We start from the raw sequence: 24,267 nt of genomic DNA on the forward strand, positions 1-24,267 counted from the left end.
TCATTCGCCGAATCGTCGGGACCTTTCCTAGAGCCTTGCGAAGCCACCCATGTCCAGTTTGAGTCCTCGCGAGAAACGGAAACTTGAAGATCTGTTCGGCATGAGCAGTGGTTACGTCCTCGATTTTTCGAACAATTCTTTTGCTCGGTTCTTCGAAGAGGAGGTTAATCGAGACATCTATGGCGGGGCATACAGTGGCAATGGCTCGTCCAAAGCCAACCACCTGCGCAGCTTCTGGACCAGAGAAGATGACTCGTTGGTGGGGCGGGTCATCCACGGACTGCTAGAGCACTGCCGGGACACCGGGCATTCGGCATTGGAGCGGCAGGCACTCTTCAGGGATTGCGAAGCCATTGCAGCGCGACTGGCGCAAGCCAAGCCGGTGGAGGACATCGAGGCCATCGATGGCGACACAGAAGACTTCCAGAAGGTGGCTAAAGCCGCCAGGGAGTGCTTCGAGCGTAACGAGCCAGAGCAAGGCTTGGATCGGCTACATACGTTCCTGGTCAAGTTCCTTCGCAAGCTTTGCGAGGAGCACGGCATCCCCAGGGACCGGTCGGTGCCATTGGGTGGCCTTATGGGCGCCTACGTGAAGCGCGTCAAGGAAGAAGGTCTTCTGACTTCCCAGATGGCAGAGCACATCCTGAAAGGCGCGACCACGATCTTCGGTCAATACGACTACGTGCGGAACAACCACACGATGGCCCATGACAATCCGGTGCTGGCATACGACGAGGCACTTCTGATCGCCAGCAACGTCGCCAGCACGGTGCGCTTCATCAAGGCCTGCGAGGAGAAGTGGAAGCTCGCACGGCAGCAAGAAGAAGCGGCTGCTGCCGAGGACTTGGAGATCCCGTTTTAGTCGTCTGGCGAGTTGCTACCGCACCCGCACAAGTTGATCCCAGCGAGTGGTGTAAGCCGGCGACAAGTTTTTCTGGTTCATCGCCCACACGGGCTTGGCCAGCGCTGGCCCCTTCGATCGCCAAGCCGAGGACGCCATGCCCATGGTGCCCCGGCCGAACTTCGCGTTGGCCTGGTCCATGACCTTCATGAGCGCTTGCGAGCGGGGGTCGATGCCGGCGAACAGGTCGCCCTGATGGACGTCGCCGTGCGTGAGGTCGAGCAATCCCACGCCGGCTTTCTTGTAGCGGTAGCCGTCCTTCCACATGGCGTTGGCTAACCCTTGCGCCACCAACAGCACTTCGCGGGTGTCACTCGTCGGCCCGATGAAGTTGAAGGCCTTGCTGGGGTGATACTGCGCCGCGCCGGGCTTGAAGGGGTTGGTGTTGAGCCACACCCACACCCCACTCGCCTGGAGCGAGCGCGACCGCAGCTTTTCACACGCCCGCTGGGCGAACGTGGACACGGCTTGCTGGAGGTCATCCAGCGAAGTGACCTCTTGGCCGAAAGAGCGCGACACAACGATCTGCTGCCGCTCCGGTTCCACTTCCTCCAGGTCGCTGCACACCACCCCCTGCAGCTCCCGCTGGGTTCGGGCCAGCGTGACCCCGTAACGGGCCCGCAGGGTGTCGGGATCGGCGCGGGCCAGGTCGGCCGCGGTGAGGATGCCTTCGGCGCCCAGCTTGGCCGTGAGCTTGCGCCCCACGCCCCACACGTCTTCCACCGGATAAGTTTCCAGCTCGGGCGAACCGGGGAGGGCGGTGACCACCCCGTGCGACGTCTTCTTGGCCAGCTTGTTGGCGAGCTTTGCCAACGTCTTCGTAGGACCGATGCCCACGCAACACGGAATGCCCACCCATTGGAGGATCTGGGCACGCGCTTGCCGGGCCATCGCCTCACGTTGTTCCGCCGGCACACCGTCGAACGTCACGAACGATTCGTCAATGGAGTAGACCTCCACGCGCGGGAACCACTCCCGCAGCACCGACACCACGCGACCTGACAGATCACCGTAGAGACCGAAGTTGGCCGAGAAGATTCGCAGCTGCCGCCGGATGTGGGGCGGCACCTCGTGGATGGGCTGGCCCATCTTCACGCCCAGATCCTTGCACTCTTGGCTGCGGGCGATCGCGCAGCCGTCGTTGTTAGACAAGATGCACACCGGCTGGCCGCGCAACGACGGGTTGAAAACCCGCTCGCAAGACGCGTAGAAGTTGTTCCCGTCCACCAAGCCGAACACGTCAACGTTCCCTCTGATCCATGGAGTGCCAATGGCGCATCACGCCTCTTGGACGATCGACACCCCAGCCAGTGCGTCGCCGTCGTTTTCGCGGCGCCGCACCTGGGAGAGCACCCCCTCGAACCGTTCCAGTTCGCCCTCATCGGTGGCGGCCCGCCGGTAGGTGTCCCCGTCGTCGAGCACGTCCACGACAACCGCCACGCCGGTGCCGTCCTCGGCCAGGGTCACCTGACTTTCGTAGATGCAGGTGCCGGTCCAGGAGCGCCAGCAGCGCAGCGTTTCCCCGTCCAGCCACACCGCCCACCGGTCGTCCATGTCGCGCGGCCAGAGGCCCTCGCGCAGGCGCGCCAGATCGTCGGCGGTGAAGGCATGGCCACACCGGATCGGCCAGCGGGGCCCTTCCATCGGTTTGAGCTGGCTCCAGCGGCTTGCATCGTCCATGTCAGCGCCTCCATTGCTTGCGGAAAGACCAGGTCACCACGCCCCACACGTCGAGCTCCACGTCCTCCGGGACGACGATGGGGGCGTTGGCAGGATTGCCCGAATGGAGCTCGTAGCGCCCGGCGCGCAGCCGCAATTGCTTGACCGTGAAGCCGCCTTCCCAACACACCATGACGATGTCCCCATGGCGGGCGGTCAGGGAGCGATCCACCACCAGGGTGTCGCCCGGGAAGATCCCGAACTCGACCATAGACGTGCCCGTGTCCGCTTCAACGTAGAACGTGGCCACCGGGTTTCGAACGACCCGCTGGTTGATGTCCAGCACGTCCTGCGAGCCGTAGAAGTCTTCAGCAGGCGAGGGGAAGCCACACGTGGCCCGCACCGGCAGCAGGAGCAGCGGCAGGGGAGTCGCGTGGAGGTTGGCGGGGCCCAGGTAACCGGGCGGAAGCGTGGTGTCGAGCATGGCGGAAGTCTCTACAAGTCAGAATCACCCGGTGAGACGCACCGGGGAGACAGGCTAGCTCCGCCTCCAGACCCTCGTCATTTAGTATTTCGCTGAACGGGCCCAACCCCTTGTCACTGCGAGGGTGGGGCAAGGCGTGAAACCGATGTGGCGCCGGTCGCGGGCGGTTCCACGCGCAGGACTGGACCGCCTCGGGTATGCTCCTTCGGCGGGGTAAATCGGGGAATCTATGGCAAGGCGTAAGGGCCGCGGGAGGCGGCACTACAGCAGCTACGGCAACTATGTCGTCTCCCAGCGCAGGGAGCTGACCACGGCGTTCGGTGGCATCGACCGGGATGTGGAGCGCCTGTTCCTGGCGCTGGATCCTTATTCGCTCGAATTGTTGTTCCAGGCATACGCCAGCCACTACGGCGGGTCGGCCGGTGCTTACGCCCGAAAGACCTACCCGAACTGGCAATCGGGAGCGGTCCGAATGAGCGGCGAGGTGGCCGAGCGGTTGCTCAACCTGCTTCCACCGCGGCTGCCGTATTCGGTGCGCTACGATCTGGTCAAGAAGCTTCGGAATGCGAACTTCCGGCCCATGACCCGTCATGTTCGCACCACCCAGGAGCGGTGGAGGGAGGATTTGCGACCCGCGATCGAAGAGGTGGTCGCGCACGGGGAAACCGCCAGCCTTTCCGATCGCTTGAAAGGCCGGGTTTCATGGTTGGCCAACGGGGACGTTGCCGCAGCCGAGGCGTTGATGTCCGAGGCCATTCGCGAAGAATCGTTGAGCCGGCTGGCCTATCTGAAAGTGGAGTTTCAGCGGCTGGACGCGATCATCGCCCAGCTCGGCGAATACCAGACGGCGGTGACCCACGCCATCGAATTGCCCCAGGGAAGCATCCAGGTGCACATCGCCATTCCGAAAGTGTCGATGTGGAAGAAGTTCACGAATTGGTTGGGATGACAATGAGCAACGATTTGACGAAAAAGCAGAGCGGCACGGGATTGAGCACCGAGAGTGGGCGATTCCGCCAGGACTTGATCAACCAGCTGACACCCGAGCAGCGCAAGGAGCTGGCCTTAAAGGCCGGGCAGGAGCAGTTGGATCTGGATAAGTCTGATGCCGATGCGGTGCGCCGATTCAACGCGTCGTCCGTGGAAATGCAACGAGATGTCCAAACTGCCAAGGATTTGAATGCTATCGGCTCGGATTTCACGATGGAAAATTCTTACAAGACCGCCAGCGGTGAAACGCGGATCAAGGTGACGAAGAACAACAACACCGTCTGGATCGTGGGATTGGTCGTCATTGCAGTCGTCTTTTTCGTGCTCTTCTCGCGCTGAACCATGACCCGCAAGGTCGTTGTTCACTCCAATGCCAAACGGTTCGTCCAAGTGATTGCCGTGGCGATTCTTGCTGCGGCCACCCTTACCGGCCTAAAGAAAGCATCGCAGTGGTGGCGGGCGCCTCCGGAGGTCGCGGAAATATCGGATACAGCGCCTCCCGCTTCTCTGCCGGCAGCAGCCAATATCCTGGTGGGCCGCAGCTCGGTTATTGACGCTGACACGTTGGAAATTCATGGCACGCGGATCCGCTTGGAAGGCGTTGATGCTCCCGAGGCCAACCAACGGTGTGGGTCGGAATCGCAAGATTGGGCCTGTGGCCAAGAAGCGGCCATGGCCCTTAGCGATTGGATTGCAGGTCGTCCAGTGACCTGTCATCCAAAGGGCGCGGATCGATACCAACGGGTCTTGGCCCGTTGTTTCGTCGGTAATGACGACTTGCAGGCATGGTTGGTGAGCAACGGGTGGGCGTTGGCCTACAGGCAATATTCCGCGGATTACGTGGCGGCCGAGCAACATGCAGAGGCCACGCGGGCAGGAATGTGGCGAGATGACTTTGTTCCGCCTTGGGAGTGGCGGAAGCAGCGCCGCTGAGTGCCCGCTTCATGGGTGAATTCAGCTAGTAAGGGTAAGCATGCCGACATGGAAGCCATCGCGATTGCGAAGTGCCCTGTTCAAGGGGGACGACTGGTTGTTCTCGTCGGATGGAGAAACATTTACCCTCTCTGCCCGCGGGCACGTCCCTTTCAAGGGGTCACTTGTTCTCTTACAGGCGTTCGCCTACCGCCGGAAGAATGCATTTCCCGCCACGGGGGAGTGTAAGTTCGTCATTTCAGGGGAGCGAAGAGATCAACTGCTCGGCGGCTTAAAGCCGGACCAAGCGGAGGAGCTAAAACGCTTTCTCGACCAGCATGTTCCAGAGAGCATCGCCGCGCACGCCCTAAGGGGACAGAAGGCACTCAACGAATGGCAGCGCGGACTTAATCGGCGCCTGGAGACGGATGGCTTTATTGAGCCGGCCACCGTAGAGAAGGTTAGGGACAGCATTCCTTCCCCCATCATTGCTGGACTCCCGACATGGGGGGCGCTGTTCAACCACCCCCAGTTGAGTCCAGCGAGGGAGCGATTCAACTCAAGCTTTCCCTTGCTGGGAATCACGCCATCGTCCTACGTGGACCAAACGGTAGAGCGGCACAATCGCCAAGTCTTCGATAGGGCGCTCCAGCGCTGGTCAAGCGCGTTGAGAAATCAGTTGGAGAGCCGAGGCTGGATCGGCCGTCGAACGGCGGCAGCGATGTTGAAGGGGAGCATGGTTCCCCAGTGGCCGGCTCGCGCATGGCGAGATGTTGCCCCGCCCGAATATCAGCCGTCCGCGGAAGCATGGCTTGAAGCCTCAGTAGCGGCGCACAACGCCGCTTTTGAGGCGCACCAGATGGAGGCCAAACGCTCGTTCTTCGAGCGGGTGGAGTCCAACCCCCTGACCGAGGAGCAGGCCAAGGCAGTGGTCTGCATGGACGACGAGCTGCTGGTCGTGGCCGCCGCGGGCTCGGGCAAGTCCTCCACCATCGTGGCCAAGGCTGGCTACGCGCTGGAACAGGGATTGTGCGCGCCGGAAGACATCCTGCTGTTGGCGTTCAACGCCGACGCGGCAGAGGAGTTGCGTCAGCGCATCGCCAAGCGGTTGGGCCACCTCGATGGGGCTGATCGCATCGCTGCCAAGACCTTCCATGCGTTCGGACTGGAAGTCATCGGCGCGGCGACGGGGAAAATGCCCACCCCGGCGCCTTGGTTGAGCAATGGCAAGGACGAGGCTTTCATCGGCCACTTGGTCGATGAACTTTGTGCCGAGAATCCGACGTTCGCGGCGCAGTGGGATCTCTTCCGATTGCTCTACTTCAAGGACGTGGGGCGGTGGGACGCGCGAGAAGAGCCGGAGGACTACGACCCGGAGAGCCAGCGAAAGCGTGGCTTTCGCACGCTGCGCGGGGAGATCGTCAAGAGCAAATCGGAGCGCCTGATCGCGGACTGGTTGTTCCTCCACGGCGTGAACTACCGCTACGAAGAACCGTATCCCCACGACACCCGCACGGCCACCAAGCGGCAATACCGCCCCGACTTCTACTACCCCGACATCGACGTCTTCCACGAACACTTCGCGCTCAACGCCAAGGGCGAGGCGCCTCCAGCCTTCAAGGATTACCTGGAGGGCGTGCATTGGAAGCGGCAACTCCACCGCGACCAGGGCACCCGGCTGTTCGAAACCACCGCCCATGGTCTGCGCACCGGGGCCGCCCTGGCCGCGCTCAAGGACCTGTTCAAGTCCAGGGGCATCGACCTGGTGTTCGATCCTGACCGCGTCCCTCCGGACAATGACCCGGTGTCGCCACAAGCCATCGCGAAAGTCATGCGCGTGTTCCAGCAGCACATGAAGGGCTCGCGGCAGACGGTCGAGCAGGCCCGTGAACGCATCGGCACATTGCCGGGCGCCTTCGTGCCGCGCATGGAGTTGTTCCTCGACCTCTACGAGGCCGTTGCCCTGCGCTGGGAAGACCGTTTGGCCGCGGAGGGGCTGGTGGACTTCGACGACATGCTCAACCAGTCCGCCGACCACATCGTTGCTGGCCGTTTTCCCTGCGGCGTCAAAATGGTCTTGGCCGACGAGTTCCAGGACACTTCCCGCGCACGAATGAGGCTGCTCCAGGCGATCGTTGACGCCAGCGGTGCGCAGTTCACGGCAGTAGGCGATGACTGGCAGAGCATCTATCGGTTCGCCGGCGCCGACTTGGCGATCATGTCGGGGTTCCAGATGTCCCACCCCCATGCCGCCATCCGACACCTTTCCCAGACGTTTCGGTGCCCGCAGTCGTTGTGCGATCTCACGTCGGAGTTCGTGTCCAGGAACCCGATGCAGTTGGTCAAGAAGGTCTTCACCAGAAACCCATTGAAGGGCCCCCGGGTGAGCGTGGTTGCGCTGCCAACTGTGGAAGACATCCCCGGACGTTTGAAGTCCAACATCCAGTCTCTCTACGACAAACTGCCGGAGCCTACCGACGGGAAGCCGCTGCGCTCCATGCTCGTTCTGGGGCGCTACAGAAACGACAAACCCAAGGAGCTGGAAGCGTGGCGTCAGCGGTTCGGGGACAAGATCGACCTCCGGTTCCTAACCATCCACCGGGCCAAGGGGCTGGAAGCCGATTTCGTGGCATTGCTCAACGTGGTGCAAGACACCCTGGGCTTCCCCAGCCAGGTCCAGGACGATCCCATTCTCCAACTGGCCATGCCCGAGCCGGAGATGTTCGAGTTCGGCGAAGAGCGACGACTGTTCTACGTGGCCCTCACCCGTGCGAAGCGTTCGGTAGTGGTTTACACCACCCAGCACCAACCTTCCCAGTTCCTGGTGGAGCTCCAGGCAGATCACGGCGTGGAAATCGTAAGGACGGAAGGGGAGCCTGCGGAAGCCTGCCCGGTGTGTGGTCAGGGCGTGCTGGTGGAGCGCGTCAATCGTGCGACCAAGGAGGTGTTCCACTCCTGTAGCAGGTTCCCACGTTGCCCACCGACCAAGGAAGACTGAAGTGGGTCAGGGCGCTTGAACGGGTCGGAGCAACTGGCGGTCGAGAAGATCCAACAGAGCATCCGCAACATCTGCGGCGGCCACCGCCCAATCGTTGTCTTCTCCGAAATACGTCTCCTCCAGCGGGTCTTCCTTGCCGCCATGGAAAAGGTTGTTTCTAACGCGTCGCATCGCAACGACCAAGGCTTCGGCGTCGTTATGGGGCAGGTTGACGGGCTGGTAGGTCGCCCGTGGTCGGCCCGTCTGGTCAAACTCAATGCGCTCCCTTTTCGGCCGATTGCGTGGTGGAGCAAGCAGCTTTCTCTGAGTGGGAAGGGGAACGAGTGCGACGAATGCTTGCCCCAAGCGCGCCACCGCTCGATCCACCTTGTTCCAGTCCACGTCTACCACGGGAACGGGGGCAGGTGCTGGCAAGGCGCTGAGACGCACATCGATCTCGAATGAGCCGATCTTGAACACCTTCCAGATGGGCGGTTTTGGGGTCTTGGTCTGAAAGAATTCGCTAGTCTGCTTAAGCTGGAACTCAAGCATTCCGAAGGCTTTCAATAGCCGATAGGCTTTGTCGGGTGATACGGGCATGGACTCATCTTAGTCCAGCTTCCTGCTACCACGCAGCCTCCCGCGGCCGCGCTTGCACGTGACGATACGCGACCAAGGTCTTGGCGCCCATGTTCCGGGCCTGGGCCAACTTCGTGCTCACCAACCGATCAGCTCCGCTGTCCAGCAACGCCCGAACCGTTGGTGCGTCAGCGGTCAGCAGGGCGACGTGGAACGGCGAGTAGCCACGGGCGTCGTGCGCGTTGGGTTGGGCCCCGCGCCCGATCGCCAGGTCCACCTGGGCGGGGTTGCGCTGTCGAATTGCAGCGAGTAAGTCGGTGTTGGCCATGCGTCCTCCTGACCCACTGATTTTCCGCTGTAGCGGAAACGCGCAAGGGGAGGGTGACAGTTTGGCAAACTGTCGTGCAACCCCAGCATTTTTTCGCTTTAGTCAGTAAAGCCCTCTGGACAGAATGTCCCTTTCTGCTTGCATGGATCTGAAGGGATACAAATGTATTCCATGGGGGCTGACATGAATTTCGTGGCAAGTATCAAAAAGGGTGTGCGGGGATGGTTAAAGAATTTGCGTGACCCACCAAATCTATTTCAAGAGCCGATCTGGAAGGTTCGCGTGGAGTTCCTTGTATTGACGCTGCTGTCTCCAATCCTGATCCCCCGCTATGTCATTGAGAAACGCATGGGTAAATGGAGGAGACATCGCCGGATGCCACCCATCTTTCAGCTATTCGAGCGCGAAGGAGGGTTCCAGCTGAGGGAGCTTGAGCAGTTGATTGCAGATGGCGCTGATGTGAACGCTCGGGAGCGAAAAGATGGAAAAACGCCACTTATTTTTGCTGTTATGCAGGACAGTCCATGGGAAGAAAATGGGCGAAGGTGGCTCGAGGTTTGTCGCGTGCTGCTCGAAGCTGGCGCAGATCCGGACGCGGATTACGACTGTGGCGAGATAAGGCGGTCACCAATCTATTTCGCCTATCTGGCGGGCAACGTGGAGCTGCTCGACCTGTTGTTGCAGGCAGGGGCCAATCCGCGTTCGAAGGCTTGGTTGCAGTTTGTCAATGCAGAGCCACGTCCCGATGCGTGGCTCGAACAGCAACGTCCGCAAATACGCGATCGCCTATGGAGATGGGAAACGGAACAAGAGGCCCTGCGTTTGGATGCGACTCTCCCTGGCGCAACGAAAGCCGTTCCGAATAGTAGGGCACGGTTATGAGGGTGATCCCATGAACCTGCAACTCACCTGCCTCTGCCGGGAGGACGTGTTCGCCGATGGGTTCGCCTTCGCAGAACTGCTGGAGGCGCCCTTGGCCGCGTTGCGCTGGGGTGGTGCGTGGTTGACCCAGTTGAAGCCCGGTGGGCCAGTGACCGAGGAGGCCATGCGGCGCTTCGCTATGGGCCAGGATTTCGATGGGCAGCCGCGGTTGTGGGAAGGCGAGGGCCACCACGCCCGGGCGGCGGGCTACCGCGTTTCGTTGCGCCTGCCAAAAGGGTTCGCCGCGCTGCTGGATACCGACGGCGAGGAGAGGGCACGGCTACAGGCTGCCCACCGCCATGCGGTTGACCAGGCGCTGTCGTCCCTGCCGTTCCAGCGTGATCACCGGGTGCTCTTCGTTGCATCCGATCGGTTGGAGGATGACTGGACGCACCACTGGTTGTTCGCCATCGCATGCGCACCGAACGGAAAGTGGGAACGGCTTGCGCTGAGCTTGCGGTTGGCGGCCAGCGAGGACGCTTATACCCACGCCATGGGGGCCTTCATGGAAGCGTTGCTGGAGACCAAACGATTGGAGCGCTTCTTCCGCCCAGCCCCCGTGGGCCGACTGAGGCAGAGGCTGTGACGCTGACGTCCAAGCCTCCCTTGACGGCCGTGCTGCCGAAAGTGTCCCTTTCTTCAACCTTGCGCCAGGCATTGGCCGCACGCGCTAGAGCAGCCGGGGTGAGCGAGAGCGAAGCCGTGCGCCAATGGCTCACCGCCTACCTTGCGCGCCCCCCGCTGCTGCGCTCTCCCGTTGCCGGCCGCAGGGACGACCGCTTGCCGCCTATCCGGGCTTCCCGAGACCTGGCCGACCGCGCCCGCCACGAGGCGCAGCGGCAGCATGTGAGCGTGGCGGAACTCATCCGTCGGGTGGTTGCGTTCCACACGTTCTGAGGCGCAACTTGGCCACGCTCGGCGGGTGCCACTTCCCCTTCGCCAGGCGATTCTGCACGAAGGCGCGGTAAGCCTCGGGGGAGGGCGGCGATTTGCGTTTGTGCCGGCGTGTGTTGCAGAGCCAGCAGGCGGCAGCAATGTTGCCGGCCACGTCCTTTCCGCCCTCTTGCTGGGCCACCAGGTGCTCGGCGGTGCAGCGAAGCGGCGTGGCCGTTTTGGCGCGCAGGCCGAACGGCTTTAGTTCATCGGGAGAGGCGTTCCACATCGGCACGCTGCAATAGCAGCACCGGCCCTTCTGGGCGAGGAAAGCCTCGGTTCTCAACCGTTGGAGGTTGGGCATGCTTAGATCTCAAAAGACAGGAAAAACCATCCCGTCGTCGCTTGTGCGATCGAATCGGGACCTGTTGCCTTGAGCTAAGCAGGCAATACGCCGGGGGCATTTCCCCTCGCGGCAAGGGAGTTATCGCGCCCCAGGCTGGTGGGTGTCAAGATGGGGCCCATTCGGGTGGCCATGCCCGGAGCGATGGGCTATAACCGTTGGATTCCCGACCGGAGTGCTCCTTTGGCCCTGACTACCCTGAAATCCCTTAACGCCGAAATCAAACAGCTCGAAGCCCAGAAGAAGCTGGTGGAGAAGCGCGACGGCGAGGTGCCCAAAGCCCTGGCGGTCCTGCAGAAGTATGCGAAGGTCCTCAGTCCGGCCCAGCGGCGGCAGGTGGCCAAGCTCATCGGGGAAACGATCGACGCCAAGCCGGCGCGTGCCGCCAAGGCTGCCCCGGGACCCCGAAAGGGCCGCAAGCTTGGCAAGGTGGCGCCGAAGTATCGCCTCCCAACCGGTGAGACGTGGGCCGGTCGGGGTTTGGCCCCCAAGGTCTTCACCGCGTGGGCCAAGTCCACCGAGGGCAAGGCGTGGGCTCAGGCCAACCCCGGAGCGAAGTTCCCGTCGGCTGATGGGACGGTGAAGAAAGCTCCCGCCAGGGTGGCCAAGAAGACGGGCAAGCCGGTGAAGAAGGCCGCCCAGAAGGCCGTCAAGAAACTTGCGAAGAATGCCGTCGCCAAGAAGGCCAGCAAGAAGGCCTGATCATGCGCGGCCTGTTCCCCAAGAAGAAGAGCCGGCTCTCGCCCCAAGGCAAAGCCATTGCGGCCGCCCACGTGCTGCTGGACAGTGCCGAGGGCCGATTGGACGAGAAGGCCGCCGGCAGGCGCTTGCGCGAGGAAGTGGGCCTTCAATGGTCCTACCTGACCTGCATCCAATGCCTGTCAGGGCAAGAAGCCTTGGCGGCCATTGAATCGCTGCCCAAAGGGTGGCAGGACAACGGGCGCACCCAGGTGCACCTGTTGGGGGCTGCCGTCATGGCGGCGCACACGGGAGCCAACCTGCGTTCGGACGGCAGCTCGCTATGCGCCAGCTACTTGCGATCGCCACACGACTTTCACGCCACTGTCACGCGGTTGTGGTGATCTCACCCCAAGCGAACAGGAGATTGCTGAGCGCCAATGGCCCGGGCGCCTTGACTTGCTGCCAACCCGCGGGCCTGTAGGATCCCATCATGGAGCTACTTTTGCCTCTTGCTATGGTTATCTTGGCCTGCGCAACTGGTCTGGCGCTGCTCCAACTTGTAATCGCGCTCTTCAAGGCGCTGTCCTGCCGGGAATGGTTGCGCCGCAGGAGAGCGAAATGATACGTTCGTTTCGCCACGCCTGCCAGAGGACTCGCGCTTGGCACAGCCCCACAGCGACATCGATTTGGGCCGGAGTCCGCTATTCGTTGACGGGCGACACCGGCTATTTCAGGTCGCACGTGGATGGCGTTTGTCTCGCGTGCACCGGGGGGGGATGAATCGGCGGAGCAATGAGCGCTTCGGCTGAGCCTGGCGGGCCGCCAAAGGATTTAAGCCCTACACAGCCCGCTCGGTTTGTTTCGCTTACAGATCGGCCGTTTGTGGTGCGGTGAGCCCATCTACCCGGACGGCCGAAATGAAGGGCGGCGCGCAGGCGTTGCCCTCACCTCTGCCGCTGTCGGATACTGATCCTGTCCATCGTTCGTAGCTCGCAATTCGCGCCGCCCACGGAGCCACAAGAGGGGCGAATCGATCAATCAGGCCAACAACGAGCAGCCCGATGATACGTAGCAAGCTTGCTCACAGACGCGTTCTCGCCGAGGGCGGACCGATTCTGGTGTGGTTGACCTCGTTTAAAGATCATTACGTATTTACCGCCAGTGGCATCGGATTGTCTGGAAAATACGGTGTGGCGCTACGGCAGGACACGAAAGCAAGTCGGAGAGCCCTCGAAGCGCGCTTTGCGGGGTCGAAGTTTCACGAAGTGTTCGTGAGCGATGTGCCAGCTTCGGTGATCAGTGTCAACCGGTCTCTGACGTCGGCTGGGCCGCGAGACGGGATATTCTTCCTCTGCAACACAGAGGTCGTCCAAGCCGCGGTTCTCGCGCACCTCGGGGCCGTGATCCCTAGCGAGGTCATCGCTCTTGCAGCCAACTTGAGTCGGGGACGGGGCTAGCCATGGTGCACTCTTAAAGGTTCAGGAATAGCGCAACTGAAAACTGAAATTCAAGCTGGCCTGCGTTTTGTACACAGCTGATCCACGTTGGCCGGCTTGCACTGGTGCCGAGTGAAAGGTAGCCCGTAATGTCTAAGTGTGCGGTGGTGTTCGTAAGCGCGGCTGTGGAAGAGATCGGTGAGGAGCGCTTGCCCGAAGTCATGCGTGCAGGCCGAGAGTTCAATGCCAAGTGCGGCTCGCGTGCAGTTGTATGCTTCGACGGCAGCAGGTTTTTAACATATTTGGAAGGCACAGCGAGTGCGGTGGCTGCGAGCTCCGTTTACACCCAGTCCTTCACCCTGCATACCGAAATCGTTGAGCTGGCGCGGGGATCCATCCAGCAGTTGCGGTTCCCTGCGCATGCATTGCTCTTCCTGCGGATTTCAGAAGCCGAGCTCAAAGCACTGATGAGGTCGAACTGGGTGAATTTCTCCCAACGCTTCGGAGGGAAATTCATCCCAGAAACGGGGATGGAGCGGCTTGCCGCATTGGTCGGCAATCGTCTCGATGACGTTCCGCAGTGATGGGTAACGGATTTCCTCTGTAGGCCGCCCGATTCACGTTGCACAGTGGAAGCAGGGGAGTCATGAATTTGAGGCATTCGACAGGGGCATGCCATGCGGTTGGAATTTACTCACAGCCACATCTACCCAGGGGCCACCGCGTCCCTGACAGGCGAGCAGGCTGAACTGGGCGAGAGAGCCACCTGCTTGGTCGAGCTCAGTGACGGCGTGGTCCTCTCGACCAGCTGTCTGATTCAAGGGGGGGAGATCATGCTATTCATGCCGGACTACCTGACCGCCCGTGGGGCAAAGATTCCGGCGAAGGACTGGGTGCTGCGGAAGGATCTGGAAACAGGCGCCTGGAAGGCAAAATCAAAGGTTGCCGTGTAGCACTTGTTGCTCTTCCCGACCCGTCAGGTTGTTGGGTCTGAAGCAATCTTAGGAGCGTGTCATGCCAAACCGTGCGGTGGTTTTTGTGAGTGAGGCCAGCCCCTACCTTAGCCTTGGGCGGCTGGTTGAGTTGATAGCCGACGCGGAGCGGTTCAACAGACAGGCCGGCGTGACCGGGGTGACCTTGTACGACGGGGCCCGGTTCCTGTCCTACCTGGAGGGTCCACCGGATGGCCTTCGCGTTGCCTACGCCAGGGCATCCGAAGCGCGCAGCCACCTGAACTTCATCGAGTTGGCACGCGGGCGTGTCTCGCAACGTCGGCTGCCGCGGTGGCCTATGCGGCTGTTTTTGGCCAAGGAGGGCCAGCTGCAGAGCATCGCGATGGCAGACTGGGCCAGCTTCTCTCAGCGGGGCGATGCGGACGCAATGAATGCAACGGCGATGGATCTCCTTGTGCGCTTCACGGGAGGGCCGTCTGCCTCAGTCTACGTGGGGCCCCTCTCGAAACCACTCAGCGAAGGGGAGGCGAAATGAACATCGTGGCGACTGGTCTGTCACCCGGCGGAAGGATGCTGGGAGCTCCTCTCGCGCTCCCGATGAAGCGTTGGCAAAGCTGAGCAGATTCCGTCTGCCGAAAGCAGAAGTCGTCCCAACTAGCTTGAACCAGCTGCTGACCGTGTGGAAAATTTGACCCGACCTTGTGGAACGGCAATCCACATGAACGTTCTCTTCGTGGACATTGAAACCTCCATCTGTGAGGTGGTTGGAGTCGAACTAAGAGAGCTCGGCTATGACGTCGAATGCTTGGAATTCAGCTCAGGAGCCTTGCGCGCAGCGCAAGCGGGGCACGTCGACGTCGTCATTCTGGATGTGCCCGCCAGCCCTGACGCCCGGCGCAGTGCATACAAGTTGGCAGACGAACTTCGGCGCGATGGCATCGCTGTCTTCTTTACCTCCACGCTTCATCCGAACGATGTGATCAGCCGGCACCGGGATCGGGGTGTTTTGTCCAAGCCCTACGGCGTCAAACAGATCGCTTCCTGGATCGAGGCGCTTGGCAAAGATTGCAGAGGCGAACCGGCAGGCGCGCACGTGCGCTAGCTGACTGGCAACATGCATCCGCCCTTTGGAGTGCATTGGACCGCAAGCCTTCCTCTTTACAGTGGATACGCTGGAAGCGAACGTCGCTGCTGCCCATCAATGCGCGCTACTTGCATCATCAGAAGCACTGTCGTTCAGCACCGTCACTTTCAAGACGGCGACCAGATCGTTGTCCTGCAGACAGCGTTCAAGAACTGGCTCCTGAATACGTCGTTCGCCATTGGATTTCCCGACTCCAGCAATCGGCCGCTTTCTGATCGAGCGGAGCAGGCCAAGCGCGCTGTTGGCCACGGCGAGCGAGATCAAAGGCCACAGTTACCAGGAGGCCTTCGTCAGGTCTCCTTTCGCCGCGCTTATCTCCATTCATAGCGCGTTGAGTGCTTCAAGCCACGGCGACGCCGTGTTCTTCCTGTGCGCCGAAGAAGCCACGTCGGAAGCATCTCCAAAAAACTGATGCTGGCATTCGCCATAACGACCAGCATGACCTTGGCGTTGGGCATCTTCACTATTGTCCGCGCGTCACATTCGAAGCAGGAGTTGTCCAGGATTGAGTCCGTCTGGGCGCCTGGCAGCTATGCCATCGGAGAGATGCGTGCGCAGTTCGGCGATCTCCGCATCTACGAAACCTCCCAGGTCAGCGAAGCCACTTCCGCTGAGGCCGTCAAGCAATACGAACAGCGGATCGTGGCGGGCAAGGCCAAGATCAACGAGCTGGTGAAGCAATACCTGCGGTCCTTCGCCGATGGCGAAGATGCCGCGTTGTTCAAGCCGGTCAGCGCTGCGTTGAGCGATTACTTTGTCATCCACGATCAGCTTCACGCTGCGCTCCTCGCTGGCGATGCCGAGGCCGCGCAGACGATCTCGGTGACAGAATCCAGGGCAAAGCGCGTGGCGCTGTTCGACGCCATGGAGAAAGTCAGCGAATACAACCTTCGCGGCATGAAGGCTGAACTCGCAACCAACGCAGCAAGCCTCAACAACCTGATGTCGATCACAGGCTTGGTCTTGGCGGTGCTGTACTTGGTCGCAAGCGTGCTGGGGTGGGCGATCAGCCGTTCGGTCACCCGGCCCATTGGTGAGGCGTTGCCCGCTATCCGCAGCGTGGCCAATGGCGACCTCAACGTGCGAACCGACTACCAGAGCCGCGATGAGGCGCGCCAGATGCTGCTCTCCCTCCGTCAAATGGTTGCCACCTTGGAGCGTTTTTCGAACGACACCAAGGTCATGGTCAAGCTTCACGAGGCCGAAGACATCTCGCACCGGATTCCGGAGGACCTGCCCGGTGTCTACGGCGAGCTGGCCAAGGGCATGAACACAATGGTGTTCGAGCACCTTGAGGCCATCCTGGATGCCATCCAAGTGCTCAACGAGTATGCGGCCGGTGACCTGCGGCGTGACGCGCGACGCCTGCCCGGCTCCCGGGCGTGCTCCACGAATCGATGGACGCTGCCAAAGCAAGTCTGCTGGCGATCAACACGGAGATCAAGCGGTTGGCAGTGTCGGCTGCCGACGGCGACTTCTCCGCCCGCGGTAACACGTCTGCGTTCCAGCACGACTTTGAATTGATGGTTTCGGACCTCAACCGTCTGATGGAGACAGCTGACCACAGCCTCAGCGCCGTCTCCACCTTGCTTCAGGCCATTGCCTCTGGCGACTTGACCCACCGCATGGAAGGCGACTTCCGCGGCGTCTTTGCGACGATGAGCGAAGACGCTAACGCGACCGTGGCTCAGCTGACCGATATCGTCTCCCGCATCCAGCAGGCATCCACGGCAATCAATACCGCGTCGACGGAAATTGCCGCGGGCAATGGCGACTTGTCGCGACGCACCGAACAACAAGCGGCCAACTTGGAAGAGACGGCGGCGTCCATGGAGGAGCTTACCTCCACCGTGCGCCAAAACGCCGAGCATGCACGCCAGGCCAGCGAGTTGGCCAGAGTGGGGCCTCGCGCGTGGCCGGGCAGGGCGGTGGAGTGGTCGGGAAAGTAGTGGAGACGATGGGGGGTATCGAAGCCTCGTCGCGCCGCATCGGGGACATCATCTCCGTGATCGATGGCATTGCTTTCCAGACCAACATCCTCGCACTCAATGCGGCCGTGGAGGCGGCTCGAGCCGGGGACCAGGGTCGAGGGTTCGCCGTGGTGGCCTCCGAGGTGCGCACGTTGGCACAGTGCTCTGCCTCTGCAGCCAAGGAGATCAAGGGGCTAATCGAGGACTCTGTGGCCAAGGTCGCTCAAGGATCGGCGCTGGTTGACCAGGCTGGCCAGACGATGTCTGAGATTGTCAGCTCGGTTGAGCGCGTGTCCAACGTCATTGGTGAGATATCTGCCGCCTCTCAGGAGCAGGCGTCGGGCATCGAGCAAGTGAACCAGGCTGTTTCTCAGATGGACGAAACGACCCAGCAGAACGCCGCGTTGGTGGAAGAAGCGACCGCCGCTGCCCGATCCATGGAAGACCAGTCGGTACAGCTGGCAACCGCCGTCGCGGTCTTCAAGGTGAATGAACGCGCGCAGGGAAAGACGCCAGCCACGGCCAGTGCAAGCTTGACCAAGCCAGGTGCTGTGGACGGCTCCCGCCTTTCTCAAACCGCCTACGCGGGCAAGCCAACCCCGCCGAAGGCATTGCCAGCTCGTCCCGCACGGCAGGTATCTGCGGACGCAGCGCACTGGCAGGAGTTCTAACCGCCCTTCCAAGGCCAGTGCGAACGCATGGTCGCTCGCAGGGCATGGTTGACCGAAGTTGCCGCTGAAGTCACCGTGGGTGAGGCCGCCTGGATGGCGGCCTCAGACCCGCAAGCGCGCCGAAAGCTCGGCGCCTTGCGCCGTGAGGCGGCGAGGCGGCAATGGCATTGGCCGAGGTTACGGCCGCCCGATGGCCGCTCCGCTTTGGCAGTTCAGCGGCTCGGAGACGGGGGAATGCCAGCCAATGGTTCCCTCAGGATGCCCAGCCATGGCTCGACGATCTCCTCGAACGCGAAGACATGGTCCCGGTGCTGGTCCATCCCTTGGAGGTAGTGCCGAATGCTGCGCTCAAACTCGTCTGCGACGTTGGCGTTGCCGGCGTTCGTGCGAAGCAGGAGCACTGTGGCCGCTTCCAGCGCCGCAACACGTATATGCATGCGATTCATTGCTTCTTGAAGACGCAAAAATGCGTCCCTGACCTCGTCGTTCACCAAGCCCTCCGCGAGCAGGCACATCAACACAGAAGAGGATCAGTGGCTGCTGCTTGAGCCCGGGATCGTCAGGCGAGCACGGTTGGCGGCGATCAAAAGGGCATTGCCAGTTCGCTCCGCTTGCGTCGGAGTCATCGTCGAGCCGCACATGGTCGAGTCACCGGCCGCGTTGCGAACTTGGTAAAGCCCGAGTGCAACCACTGCTGTTTCGGCGTCAATGCCGACTTCAAACCTGTCCAGTGGGAACCACGTTGCTCCGTCGAATTTCTCCATCGAGCGCCTCATGCACGGAATCGCGGTGTCAGCCAGAGATTACCGCAAAGCGTGGAACTTGGAACGCGCGCGAATCGGTTGCAACTGAAAGCGGCAGCACCGTGCAGCATTGGGCAATCAACCTGAATCGATCTCCAGCCGTTGCTGAATGGATAGGGCACGACCAGGGTCAATGACGGCGACGCGTTTGCCGTTTCCCAGCTGCACGCCCTGCGGGCAGAGCTCAGCGAATCGGTCGCTGTGAGCGGCAGGCTCGGCACGCCAGGCAGACAGGCTCTCGATGACCAAGACTTCGTCCACTGCAAGGGCGAACAGCTGAACCGCGGATTGAACCAACAGCATTGCTGGACAACCCGTCCCGACTGCATCGCCTCCGGTGATCAAGCCCAGATCAACCACAGGGACGTCTTGCCCTCTGATCGAGACTACAAACTGGCGGTCCCGGGTTCGGGTCAGCGTCTCTGGTCCGCGTATTTCCACGGCCGACTCGACATCCACACCGAACAAATCGCAGCCCACACGCACAATCACCAGCTCCAGCAATGGCTCTGATGAGGCCTGCAGAAATGGATCATAAGGCAGGGGAACGGTCATGGTTTCTGTGGGCAAAGACCAAAGGGCGATCGCATCATGCCCTTAATGTGTCCACCGTGGCAATTCATGCCCTAAGAAATCCGAGGCGTTCAGATTGGCAGGCCAAGGGCCTCACTCTGACAAGACCTGCCCGTCGTCCGAAGACGATGGGTTAGCGGTGGCTGTAGCGTTCGTGCCGGCCATTCGCTTCATGAACTCTTCCAACCTCATCCGGCTCACCGCTTGGTGGTTCTGGCAGTGTGGGCACACCATCACACCGGCGCCTTCCAAGTCCGTCAGGCCCTCGCCCGGTGCTAGCAGCGAGGTGAGACCACAGCTGCTACAAGTGGCCTCAACAGCATGCAGACGCGCCAGAGCGCCGTCGGAGGTCAGTTCTCCATTGACAAAGCGAAGCAAAATAAAAGCCGGTATTAGCCACGGGTAGGGTCCTGAAATAGGCCAGAGGCAGTCAGCGGCCTCAGCGATCTCGCAGACTTCCTGAAAGCGATACGCACGCTGCAGGATCCTTCCGCGTGCTTCCATCCGGGACGGTTCGTCGGCTGGAAGACCGAGTATCAAACTCCCTCGGGTCAGGGCGCAAGGAGCTCGGCCAACTCAATGGCGCTGATGGGTCTGGAAAGCGCGAAACCTTGAATTTCGTCACACCCAAGGCCTTGGAGCTTGGCGACCTGACCGTTCGTCTCGGCTCCTTCAGCGACGGTCGAGTAGCCCAGATCATGGGCCAGACCGACGATCGCTTGGACCTTGAGCAATGCGCGTTGGTCTTCGGAAATATCGTCTATCAGCGACTTGTCGAGCTTGAGCGTGTGAATGGGCAACTCGGTCAGGTACCCGAAATTGCTGTAGCCGCTGCCGAAGTCATCCACCCCGAGCCGAATGCCTGACGAGGCCATCCGCTTGAGTTGCTCGCCCGGCAGCGAGTTGACCCGCAGCCATTCTCCCTCGGTGATCTCGACCTCCACGTCCTGGCAATCCAACCCCTGCGCGTGGATTTTGGCCACGAGTTCATCGGCCATTCCTTGCCGCGCGACATTCCGAGCGGAGAGGTTGATGGAAAGGCTCAACGCAAGGCCAGCACGCTTCCATTGCGCCAATTGTGCCAATCCTAGGCGCAAGCGAGCGGCCCCTGGGGGCATTTGTGGCCGCGGCCACCCAGTCGCGTTACTCAATCTCCCCCGATTGGCAGCAGGAGCAGATTTATCGCCAAGGGGACATGGCCGAGCTCAAGGCCACTGGGGGCAACTGGCGTCAACAGCTGATCCACCCCGAGGACAGGCCCGCGGTGGAATTGGCCATTGCTCATGCCGCGGAGTTGGCGTCGCCGTTGGAGGTAGAACACCGCGCCTTGTTGCCAGACGGCTCCGTCCGCTGGATACAGTTGCGGGCAGTCCCGTTGATGGACAGCGAAGGCAACGTGAGCGAGTGGTTCGGTGCAGCCTCCGGCATCACCGATCGCCGCGTGGCTCAAGAGCGTTTGCAGCAGTTGACCGCAACGCTTGAAGAGCGGGTGCAGGCCGGCACTGACGAACTGATGGCGATGGAGGAACGGCTGAGACAGGGCCAGAAGATGGAGTCCCCCGGCCAACTGGCCAGCGGCATTGCCCACGACTTCAACAACATGCTCACCGGGGTCTCCATGGGCTTGGAGCTGTTGGAGATGCGCGTTGGCCAAGGCCGTTTGGAGGACCTGGGTCGCTACGTGGAGATGGCTCGAACGGGGGCCGACCGAGCTGCAGCGTTAACCCAACGACTGTTGGCGTTCTTTCGCCGGCAGACGTTGGCACCGTCGGCCATCCACGTGTCGGCCATGGTGAACAGGACGCTCCACATCCTGGCCCGCTCCATCGGGCCCTCCATTGAGATCGAGACGCGGTCGGATCAAGTGGAGGACGTCGTGCGGGTGGATGCTCCGCAGCTGGAAAACGCCCTTCTCAACCTTTGCATCAACGAGCGCGATGCGACGCCGGATGGAGGGCGCATCTCGATTGAGGCCGAGCTCTCACACGTCGATGGCGGACTGGCGGAGCGTTTGGTGCTGACGCCTGGACCCTATGTTCGCTTGTCGGTCCGAGACACGGGAACCGGCATGGACGCGAGCGTTGTTGAAAAGGTGTTCGAGCCCTTCTTCACGACCAAGCCGATCGGGTAGGGCACGGGGTGGGGCTTGCCGATCTACGTATTCACGCGCCAATCCGGCGGTCAGGTGGCGGTTGACTCCATCCCTGGGGTGGGAACCACGATGCACCTTTATTTGCCGCAAAGCACGGCTGATACCGATGACCGAATCCAGGAAACGCCCGCGCTTCCCCCAGCCACGTCGCCTGGTCGCTCGGTCCTTCTGGTAGAAGACGAGACCGCCATGCGCACGCTGGTGAAAGAGGTGCTGAGCAGTTTGGGCCACCGCGTGAAGGCGGCTGCAAACGGCAGCGACGCCCTCACTGTGCATGCCAGCGAAAAGCACTTTGATTTGCTGATTACGGACGTGGGCCTGACGGGCTCGCTCAATGGGCGGCAGGTGGCGGACGCGGGCCGGCAGCGCCGTCCGACACGCCGGTGTTATTCATCACCGGCTATGCAGCAAGCGTCGCGGTAGGAGCCGGCCAGCTTGAGTCTGGCATGGAGATACTCACCAAGCCGTTCGCCGCGGGGGAGTTGGAAAGAAGAGTGACCGAGTTGTTGCTGGAAGCCGTCAAAGCGTCGAACGAACCGTTCCCAGCAACTCCAGCAGCGTGAAAGCTCCTTGAGCAGCATAACGTCGTTTTCGAGGAAGTGTGGGTCTGCGCCGGGAACGCCCCCGTGACCGGTGACCAGCAGGACCGTCACGGAAGGGTGGCGTGCCATGGCGTGCTTGGCGAGATCGTGCCCGTTCATCCCCGGCAGGCCCACGTCGGAGATGAGGAGATCGAAGGCGGGTTGCTGCGCCAAGCGCTCCACAGCCGCTTCAGCGTCTCCGACCGCAGTGATGTCATAGCCGCTGTCTTTGAGAACGTCCTGCATCGATTCGCGGATGGCGACGTCGTGCTCTACAAGAAGGATGCGAGGGTACGAGAGGCAGTCATAGCAAACCTGGTTGATCAAAAATTCGAGGAATCATGCAGGACTGGGAGTAAAGCGCTGGTGCATCCCTGTGATGACGGCAATCACGGGAAGGCGAGGGCGCCGTCGCGCCTTGACGCGGTTTTGCCGCGAGGGCTGGATACTCAATCCCCACCCCTCCCGCCTGGACACTCCCACTATGGCCCGATCCGCCCCCGATTTGCCGGCAGCGTCGCCCCACGCCCTTCGCGTCGAAATCATGCCGCTGGAGTGCGGTGATACCGCGGTGATCGTCGAATTTGAATCCGAACCGCCCGCGTCGTGGCGAGCTCTTCTGACGAAGAAGTTGGCAGACGTGGAGGGGCTTGAGCTGGTATCCGCCCAGTTTGAGGGGCGGGTTCTCTACGTGCTGGGTGCGGAGGGGGGTAGGGGAGGAAGCGTCCACAGGGTGAGTCAATTGTTGCGGTCTCTTCCCGGACGTCCTGGGGGCTCAAACCTGCTGGATGAGCCTGTGAGCCGGGGCGTCCCGGGGCCGGAGCAGGCTCTAGCGACGCACGCCTGAGCGCGTTGTTCAAAAGACGAGTTAAACGCCCGGCCGGAAGATAGGCCGAGCTCGGTTCGATCGCGCTAGCATCGCAGATTGATCACGCAAGGCAGCTATGTACGTTGAGGTATACCACCGGGTGGGATTTTGGGCCGGGATCACCGGGGCGGAAGGTTGGCGCTGGCGGCTGGTGGCGCCACGCGGGCATGTTTTGATGGCTCCCCGGGAGACGTTCGCCAGTCGGCAGGCGTGCTTGGCGGCCTTGGCTCTGCTGCAGATCGGGCCCATTTCAGCGGTGGAGTCGGCCGGAGATGCCCCGAACGCGGTGGGCGCGGCCCCCTCACTATGTCCCGCCCTTTCAACGCCATGACGGCCACCCCAGGTTGGGCAGGTCACGGTCACATCGCCGGCATCCAATGAGGACTGGGTCTGATCCATCGGGGGGCATTTCGCTTGAGTGTGACTCCCCGCGTCGCAGGAAGGCGATCAGTTGAGGCCAGCGGCGTTCGCGTGCACACTGCTTTTGAACAGTCAGGGTTCGAGGGCCATGGGTACTTCCAAGCCGGGCAAAGATTTAGAACGGGTCACCTTGTCGGTGGGAGAGCACGTTTACACCTCCGAGATCTGGCGGCTCAGTGAAAGCCGTTGGGTTCTTCTCGCTGTCGAGGTCCACGGCGTGGGAGGGCGCTCGGATTTGAGCATCAAAGCGTCGTCGTGCCTCCATGCGTTGGACGCGGGAGAGCGGATTGCGTCTGAGATTCTCAACAACCCCTATGGCTGAATTGGCGTTGGAAGGTTCAATCGACGGAATGGATCCCAAGGACGGCAGATGAGCATTTTGAACGTGTTGCTGAGTGCCGATCACTTGGCTGTGACCGTCGATACCCTTGCGCAAGATGCTCAAACCGGGGCGCACTCAGAGGGCGCCAAGTTGCTTCTGCTGCCTCAGCACAACGCCGTCTTGGCCACGCGTGGGTCGGCCCAGTTCTTCCTAAGAATCTACGAGCTCTGTCTCCAAGCCAGTTTTCGAGCAGACTTCACGATAGAGCGGCTGTCCGGCGAGCTTGGCGGCGTGATTGATCGCCTCTGGCCAAACTACGTGAGCGCGGCGGCAGCCGCTGGCATACCCATCAGCGCTATGCACACCGAGTTGGTTTTGGGCGGCTGGTCGGCGCACGCCCAGCGCATGGTTGCCACCGCTTATGCAAAGTCCGAAGATGGCCGTCCCGCCGTGGTCCAAGCGCTGGTGGGAGGCTTGGCGTCGCCAGGAGAGCCCTTGCGGAATCAGCCAGCAGGCATGGGACGGGCGGAGTTGATGGCAGCAGGACGCTTGCAAGCCGCTTACCTCAACGGCGACAGCGAGCGGCCATTAGCGGGCGGTCGTCTGTTGGCAGCAATTCTCTCAAAGGGCCAAGCAACCGTTCTCGATCTGGGAGGTCTCTAGGGG

At 61.5% G+C, this 24,267-nt stretch carries 29 protein-coding genes and 1 pseudogene; 18 read left to right on the forward strand and 12 right to left on the reverse strand.

Translation table 11 applies throughout. The features are described 5' to 3' along the window. Positions 1–49: 49 nt before the first annotated feature. Entirely contained in the window at positions 50–862 is an 813-nt protein-coding gene (locus LZ605_RS01925) for an abortive infection family protein (protein WP_006375711.1), read from the forward strand. Positions 863–877: 15 nt separating this feature from the next. Here the strand turns inward: LZ605_RS01925 and LZ605_RS01930 are convergent, their stop codons facing one another. From LZ605_RS01930 to LZ605_RS01940, 3 genes are read right to left on the reverse strand one after another with little or no spacing between them, the layout of a single operon-like run. Then, positions 878–2,140: a Y-family DNA polymerase gene (locus LZ605_RS01930; protein ID WP_049400618.1), complete on the reverse strand. Its 1,263-nt coding sequence runs from the start codon at positions 2,138–2,140 to the stop codon at positions 878–880. A gap of 39 nt (positions 2,141–2,179) precedes the next feature. Then, a complete protein-coding gene (locus LZ605_RS01935) occupies positions 2,180–2,581 on the reverse strand; it encodes a hypothetical protein (RefSeq protein WP_006375707.1) in 402 nt (133 codons plus the stop codon). 1 nt (position 2,582) lies between these two features. Then, positions 2,583–3,044 carry a LexA family protein gene (locus tag LZ605_RS01940; protein ID WP_006375705.1) on the reverse strand — a complete coding sequence of 154 codons (462 nt, stop codon included), beginning with the start codon at positions 3,042–3,044 and terminating at the stop codon, positions 2,583–2,585. 229 nt (positions 3,045–3,273) lie between these two features. On the opposite strand from LZ605_RS01940, the gene LZ605_RS01945 reads away from it, so the two are divergent. From LZ605_RS01945 to LZ605_RS01960, 4 genes are all read left to right on the forward strand, one after another. Next, positions 3,274–3,993 carry a hypothetical protein gene (locus LZ605_RS01945; protein WP_049400617.1) on the forward strand — a complete coding sequence of 240 codons (720 nt, stop codon included), beginning with the start codon at positions 3,274–3,276 and terminating at the stop codon, positions 3,991–3,993. Between the two features lie 2 nt (positions 3,994–3,995). Continuing rightward, a complete protein-coding gene (locus LZ605_RS01950) occupies positions 3,996–4,373 on the forward strand; it encodes a hypothetical protein (RefSeq protein ID WP_032971159.1) in 378 nt (125 codons plus the stop codon). A 3-nt stretch (positions 4,374–4,376) separates the two neighbouring features. After that, on the forward strand, positions 4,377–4,967 hold the full coding sequence (locus LZ605_RS01955; RefSeq protein ID WP_080103076.1) for a thermonuclease family protein: 591 nt from the start codon (positions 4,377–4,379) through the stop codon (positions 4,965–4,967). Positions 4,968–5,031: 64 nt separating this feature from the next. Further along, positions 5,032–7,944, forward strand: a complete 2,913-nt coding sequence (locus LZ605_RS01960) for a UvrD-helicase domain-containing protein (protein ID WP_049400616.1) — start codon at positions 5,032–5,034, stop codon at positions 7,942–7,944. A 6-nt stretch (positions 7,945–7,950) separates the two neighbouring features. On the opposite strand, the gene LZ605_RS01965 is transcribed toward LZ605_RS01960, so the two are convergent. Together LZ605_RS01965 and LZ605_RS01970 are read right to left on the reverse strand one after the other, a co-directional pair. Further along, a complete protein-coding gene (locus LZ605_RS01965) occupies positions 7,951–8,523 on the reverse strand; it encodes a hypothetical protein (RefSeq protein WP_006375657.1) in 573 nt (190 codons plus the stop codon). A 25-nt stretch (positions 8,524–8,548) separates the two neighbouring features. Further along, positions 8,549–8,830, reverse strand: a complete 282-nt coding sequence (locus tag LZ605_RS01970) for an ankyrin repeat domain-containing protein (protein WP_032971158.1) — start codon at positions 8,828–8,830, stop codon at positions 8,549–8,551. Between the two features lie 183 nt (positions 8,831–9,013). On the opposite strand from LZ605_RS01970, the gene LZ605_RS01975 reads away from it, so the two are divergent. Both LZ605_RS01975 and LZ605_RS01980 read left to right on the forward strand, forming a co-directional pair. Further along, positions 9,014–9,712 (forward strand): ankyrin repeat domain-containing protein, encoded by a 699-nt coding sequence (locus tag LZ605_RS01975; protein WP_158229329.1) that lies wholly within the window; start codon positions 9,014–9,016, stop codon positions 9,710–9,712. 10 nt (positions 9,713–9,722) lie between these two features. Continuing rightward, positions 9,723–10,337 carry a relaxase domain-containing protein gene (locus tag LZ605_RS01980; protein ID WP_006375655.1) on the forward strand — a complete coding sequence of 205 codons (615 nt, stop codon included), beginning with the start codon at positions 9,723–9,725 and terminating at the stop codon, positions 10,335–10,337. 276 nt (positions 10,338–10,613) lie between these two features. Here LZ605_RS01980 and LZ605_RS01985 read toward each other — a convergent pair whose 3' ends face one another. Then, a complete protein-coding gene (locus tag LZ605_RS01985; RefSeq protein WP_076739360.1) occupies positions 10,614–10,988 on the reverse strand; it encodes an HNH endonuclease in 375 nt (124 codons plus the stop codon). 222 nt (positions 10,989–11,210) lie between these two features. On the opposite strand from LZ605_RS01985, the gene LZ605_RS01990 reads away from it, so the two are divergent. The 6 genes from LZ605_RS01990 to LZ605_RS02015 all read left to right on the forward strand — a co-directional run bounded on the left by LZ605_RS01990 (position 11,211) and on the right by LZ605_RS02015 (position 15,199). Continuing rightward, positions 11,211–11,729, forward strand: coding sequence for an H-NS family nucleoid-associated regulatory protein (locus LZ605_RS01990; protein ID WP_032971149.1), 519 nt, complete (start codon positions 11,211–11,213; stop codon positions 11,727–11,729). 2 nt (positions 11,730–11,731) lie between these two features. Next, a complete protein-coding gene (locus tag LZ605_RS01995; RefSeq protein ID WP_006375651.1) occupies positions 11,732–12,109 on the forward strand; it encodes a hypothetical protein in 378 nt (125 codons plus the stop codon). A 1,184-nt stretch (positions 12,110–13,293) separates the two neighbouring features. Further along, entirely contained in the window at positions 13,294–13,728 is a 435-nt protein-coding gene (locus LZ605_RS02000) for a BLUF domain-containing protein (protein WP_006375649.1), read from the forward strand. A gap of 93 nt (positions 13,729–13,821) precedes the next feature. Continuing rightward, positions 13,822–14,097: a hypothetical protein gene (locus LZ605_RS02005; protein WP_032971143.1), complete on the forward strand. Its 276-nt coding sequence runs from the start codon at positions 13,822–13,824 to the stop codon at positions 14,095–14,097. A 61-nt stretch (positions 14,098–14,158) separates the two neighbouring features. After that, positions 14,159–14,632 (forward strand): BLUF domain-containing protein, encoded by a 474-nt coding sequence (locus tag LZ605_RS02010; RefSeq protein ID WP_006375647.1) that lies wholly within the window; start codon positions 14,159–14,161, stop codon positions 14,630–14,632. Between the two features lie 183 nt (positions 14,633–14,815). Next, on the forward strand, positions 14,816–15,199 hold the full coding sequence (locus LZ605_RS02015; protein ID WP_032971140.1) for a response regulator: 384 nt from the start codon (positions 14,816–14,818) through the stop codon (positions 15,197–15,199). Between the two features lie 96 nt (positions 15,200–15,295). Here the strand turns inward: LZ605_RS02015 and LZ605_RS02020 are convergent, their stop codons facing one another. Further along, positions 15,296–15,505: a hypothetical protein gene (locus LZ605_RS02020; RefSeq protein WP_139338727.1), complete on the reverse strand. Its 210-nt coding sequence runs from the start codon at positions 15,503–15,505 to the stop codon at positions 15,296–15,298. 147 nt (positions 15,506–15,652) lie between these two features. On the opposite strand from LZ605_RS02020, the pseudogene LZ605_RS23065 reads away from it, so the two are divergent. Next, positions 15,653–17,882, forward strand: a pseudogene (locus tag LZ605_RS23065) (methyl-accepting chemotaxis protein). 212 nt (positions 17,883–18,094) lie between these two features. Here the strand turns inward: LZ605_RS23065 and LZ605_RS02035 are convergent. The 4 genes from LZ605_RS02035 to LZ605_RS02050 all read right to left on the reverse strand — a co-directional run bounded on the left by LZ605_RS02035 (position 18,095) and on the right by LZ605_RS02050 (position 20,334). Further along, positions 18,095–18,373 (reverse strand): hypothetical protein, encoded by a 279-nt coding sequence (locus LZ605_RS02035; protein WP_125892001.1) that lies wholly within the window; start codon positions 18,371–18,373, stop codon positions 18,095–18,097. Positions 18,374–18,412: 39 nt separating this feature from the next. Beyond that, positions 18,413–18,646, reverse strand: coding sequence for a hypothetical protein (locus LZ605_RS02040; protein ID WP_032971135.1), 234 nt, complete (start codon positions 18,644–18,646; stop codon positions 18,413–18,415). A gap of 117 nt (positions 18,647–18,763) precedes the next feature. Further along, the gene (locus LZ605_RS02045) at positions 18,764–19,240 is read right to left on the reverse strand and encodes a chemotaxis protein CheW (RefSeq protein ID WP_046272126.1); all 477 of its coding nucleotides are present in this window, start codon (positions 19,238–19,240) and stop codon (positions 18,764–18,766) included. A 569-nt stretch (positions 19,241–19,809) separates the two neighbouring features. Then, a complete protein-coding gene (locus tag LZ605_RS02050) occupies positions 19,810–20,334 on the reverse strand; it encodes an EAL domain-containing protein (RefSeq protein ID WP_032971133.1) in 525 nt (174 codons plus the stop codon). A gap of 119 nt (positions 20,335–20,453) precedes the next feature. On the opposite strand from LZ605_RS02050, the gene LZ605_RS02055 reads away from it, so the two are divergent. Together LZ605_RS02055 and LZ605_RS02060 are read left to right on the forward strand one after the other, a co-directional pair. Continuing rightward, the gene (locus tag LZ605_RS02055; RefSeq protein WP_139338728.1) at positions 20,454–21,389 is read left to right on the forward strand and encodes a sensor histidine kinase; all 936 of its coding nucleotides are present in this window, start codon (positions 20,454–20,456) and stop codon (positions 21,387–21,389) included. A gap of 15 nt (positions 21,390–21,404) precedes the next feature. Then, positions 21,405–21,833, forward strand: a complete 429-nt coding sequence (locus tag LZ605_RS02060; RefSeq protein ID WP_065427813.1) for a response regulator — start codon at positions 21,405–21,407, stop codon at positions 21,831–21,833. On the opposite strand, the gene LZ605_RS02065 is transcribed toward LZ605_RS02060, so the two are convergent. Beyond that, entirely contained in the window at positions 21,797–22,318 is a 522-nt protein-coding gene (locus LZ605_RS02065) for a response regulator (protein WP_050559897.1), read from the reverse strand. The two genes, LZ605_RS02060 and LZ605_RS02065, sit on opposite strands and share 37 nt — an antisense overlap. A 1,049-nt stretch (positions 22,319–23,367) precedes the next feature. On the opposite strand from LZ605_RS02065, the gene LZ605_RS02070 reads away from it, so the two are divergent. Both LZ605_RS02070 and LZ605_RS02075 read left to right on the forward strand, forming a co-directional pair. After that, positions 23,368–23,601, forward strand: a complete 234-nt coding sequence (locus LZ605_RS02070) for a hypothetical protein (RefSeq protein WP_106468504.1) — start codon at positions 23,368–23,370, stop codon at positions 23,599–23,601. 48 nt (positions 23,602–23,649) lie between these two features. Then, positions 23,650–24,264 (forward strand): hypothetical protein, encoded by a 615-nt coding sequence (locus tag LZ605_RS02075; RefSeq protein ID WP_032971128.1) that lies wholly within the window; start codon positions 23,650–23,652, stop codon positions 24,262–24,264. Positions 24,265–24,267: the final 3 nt, after the last annotated feature.

Source organism: Stenotrophomonas maltophilia (assembly GCF_023518235.1).
In the GTDB taxonomy this organism is placed as follows: domain Bacteria; phylum Pseudomonadota; class Gammaproteobacteria; order Xanthomonadales; family Xanthomonadaceae; genus Stenotrophomonas.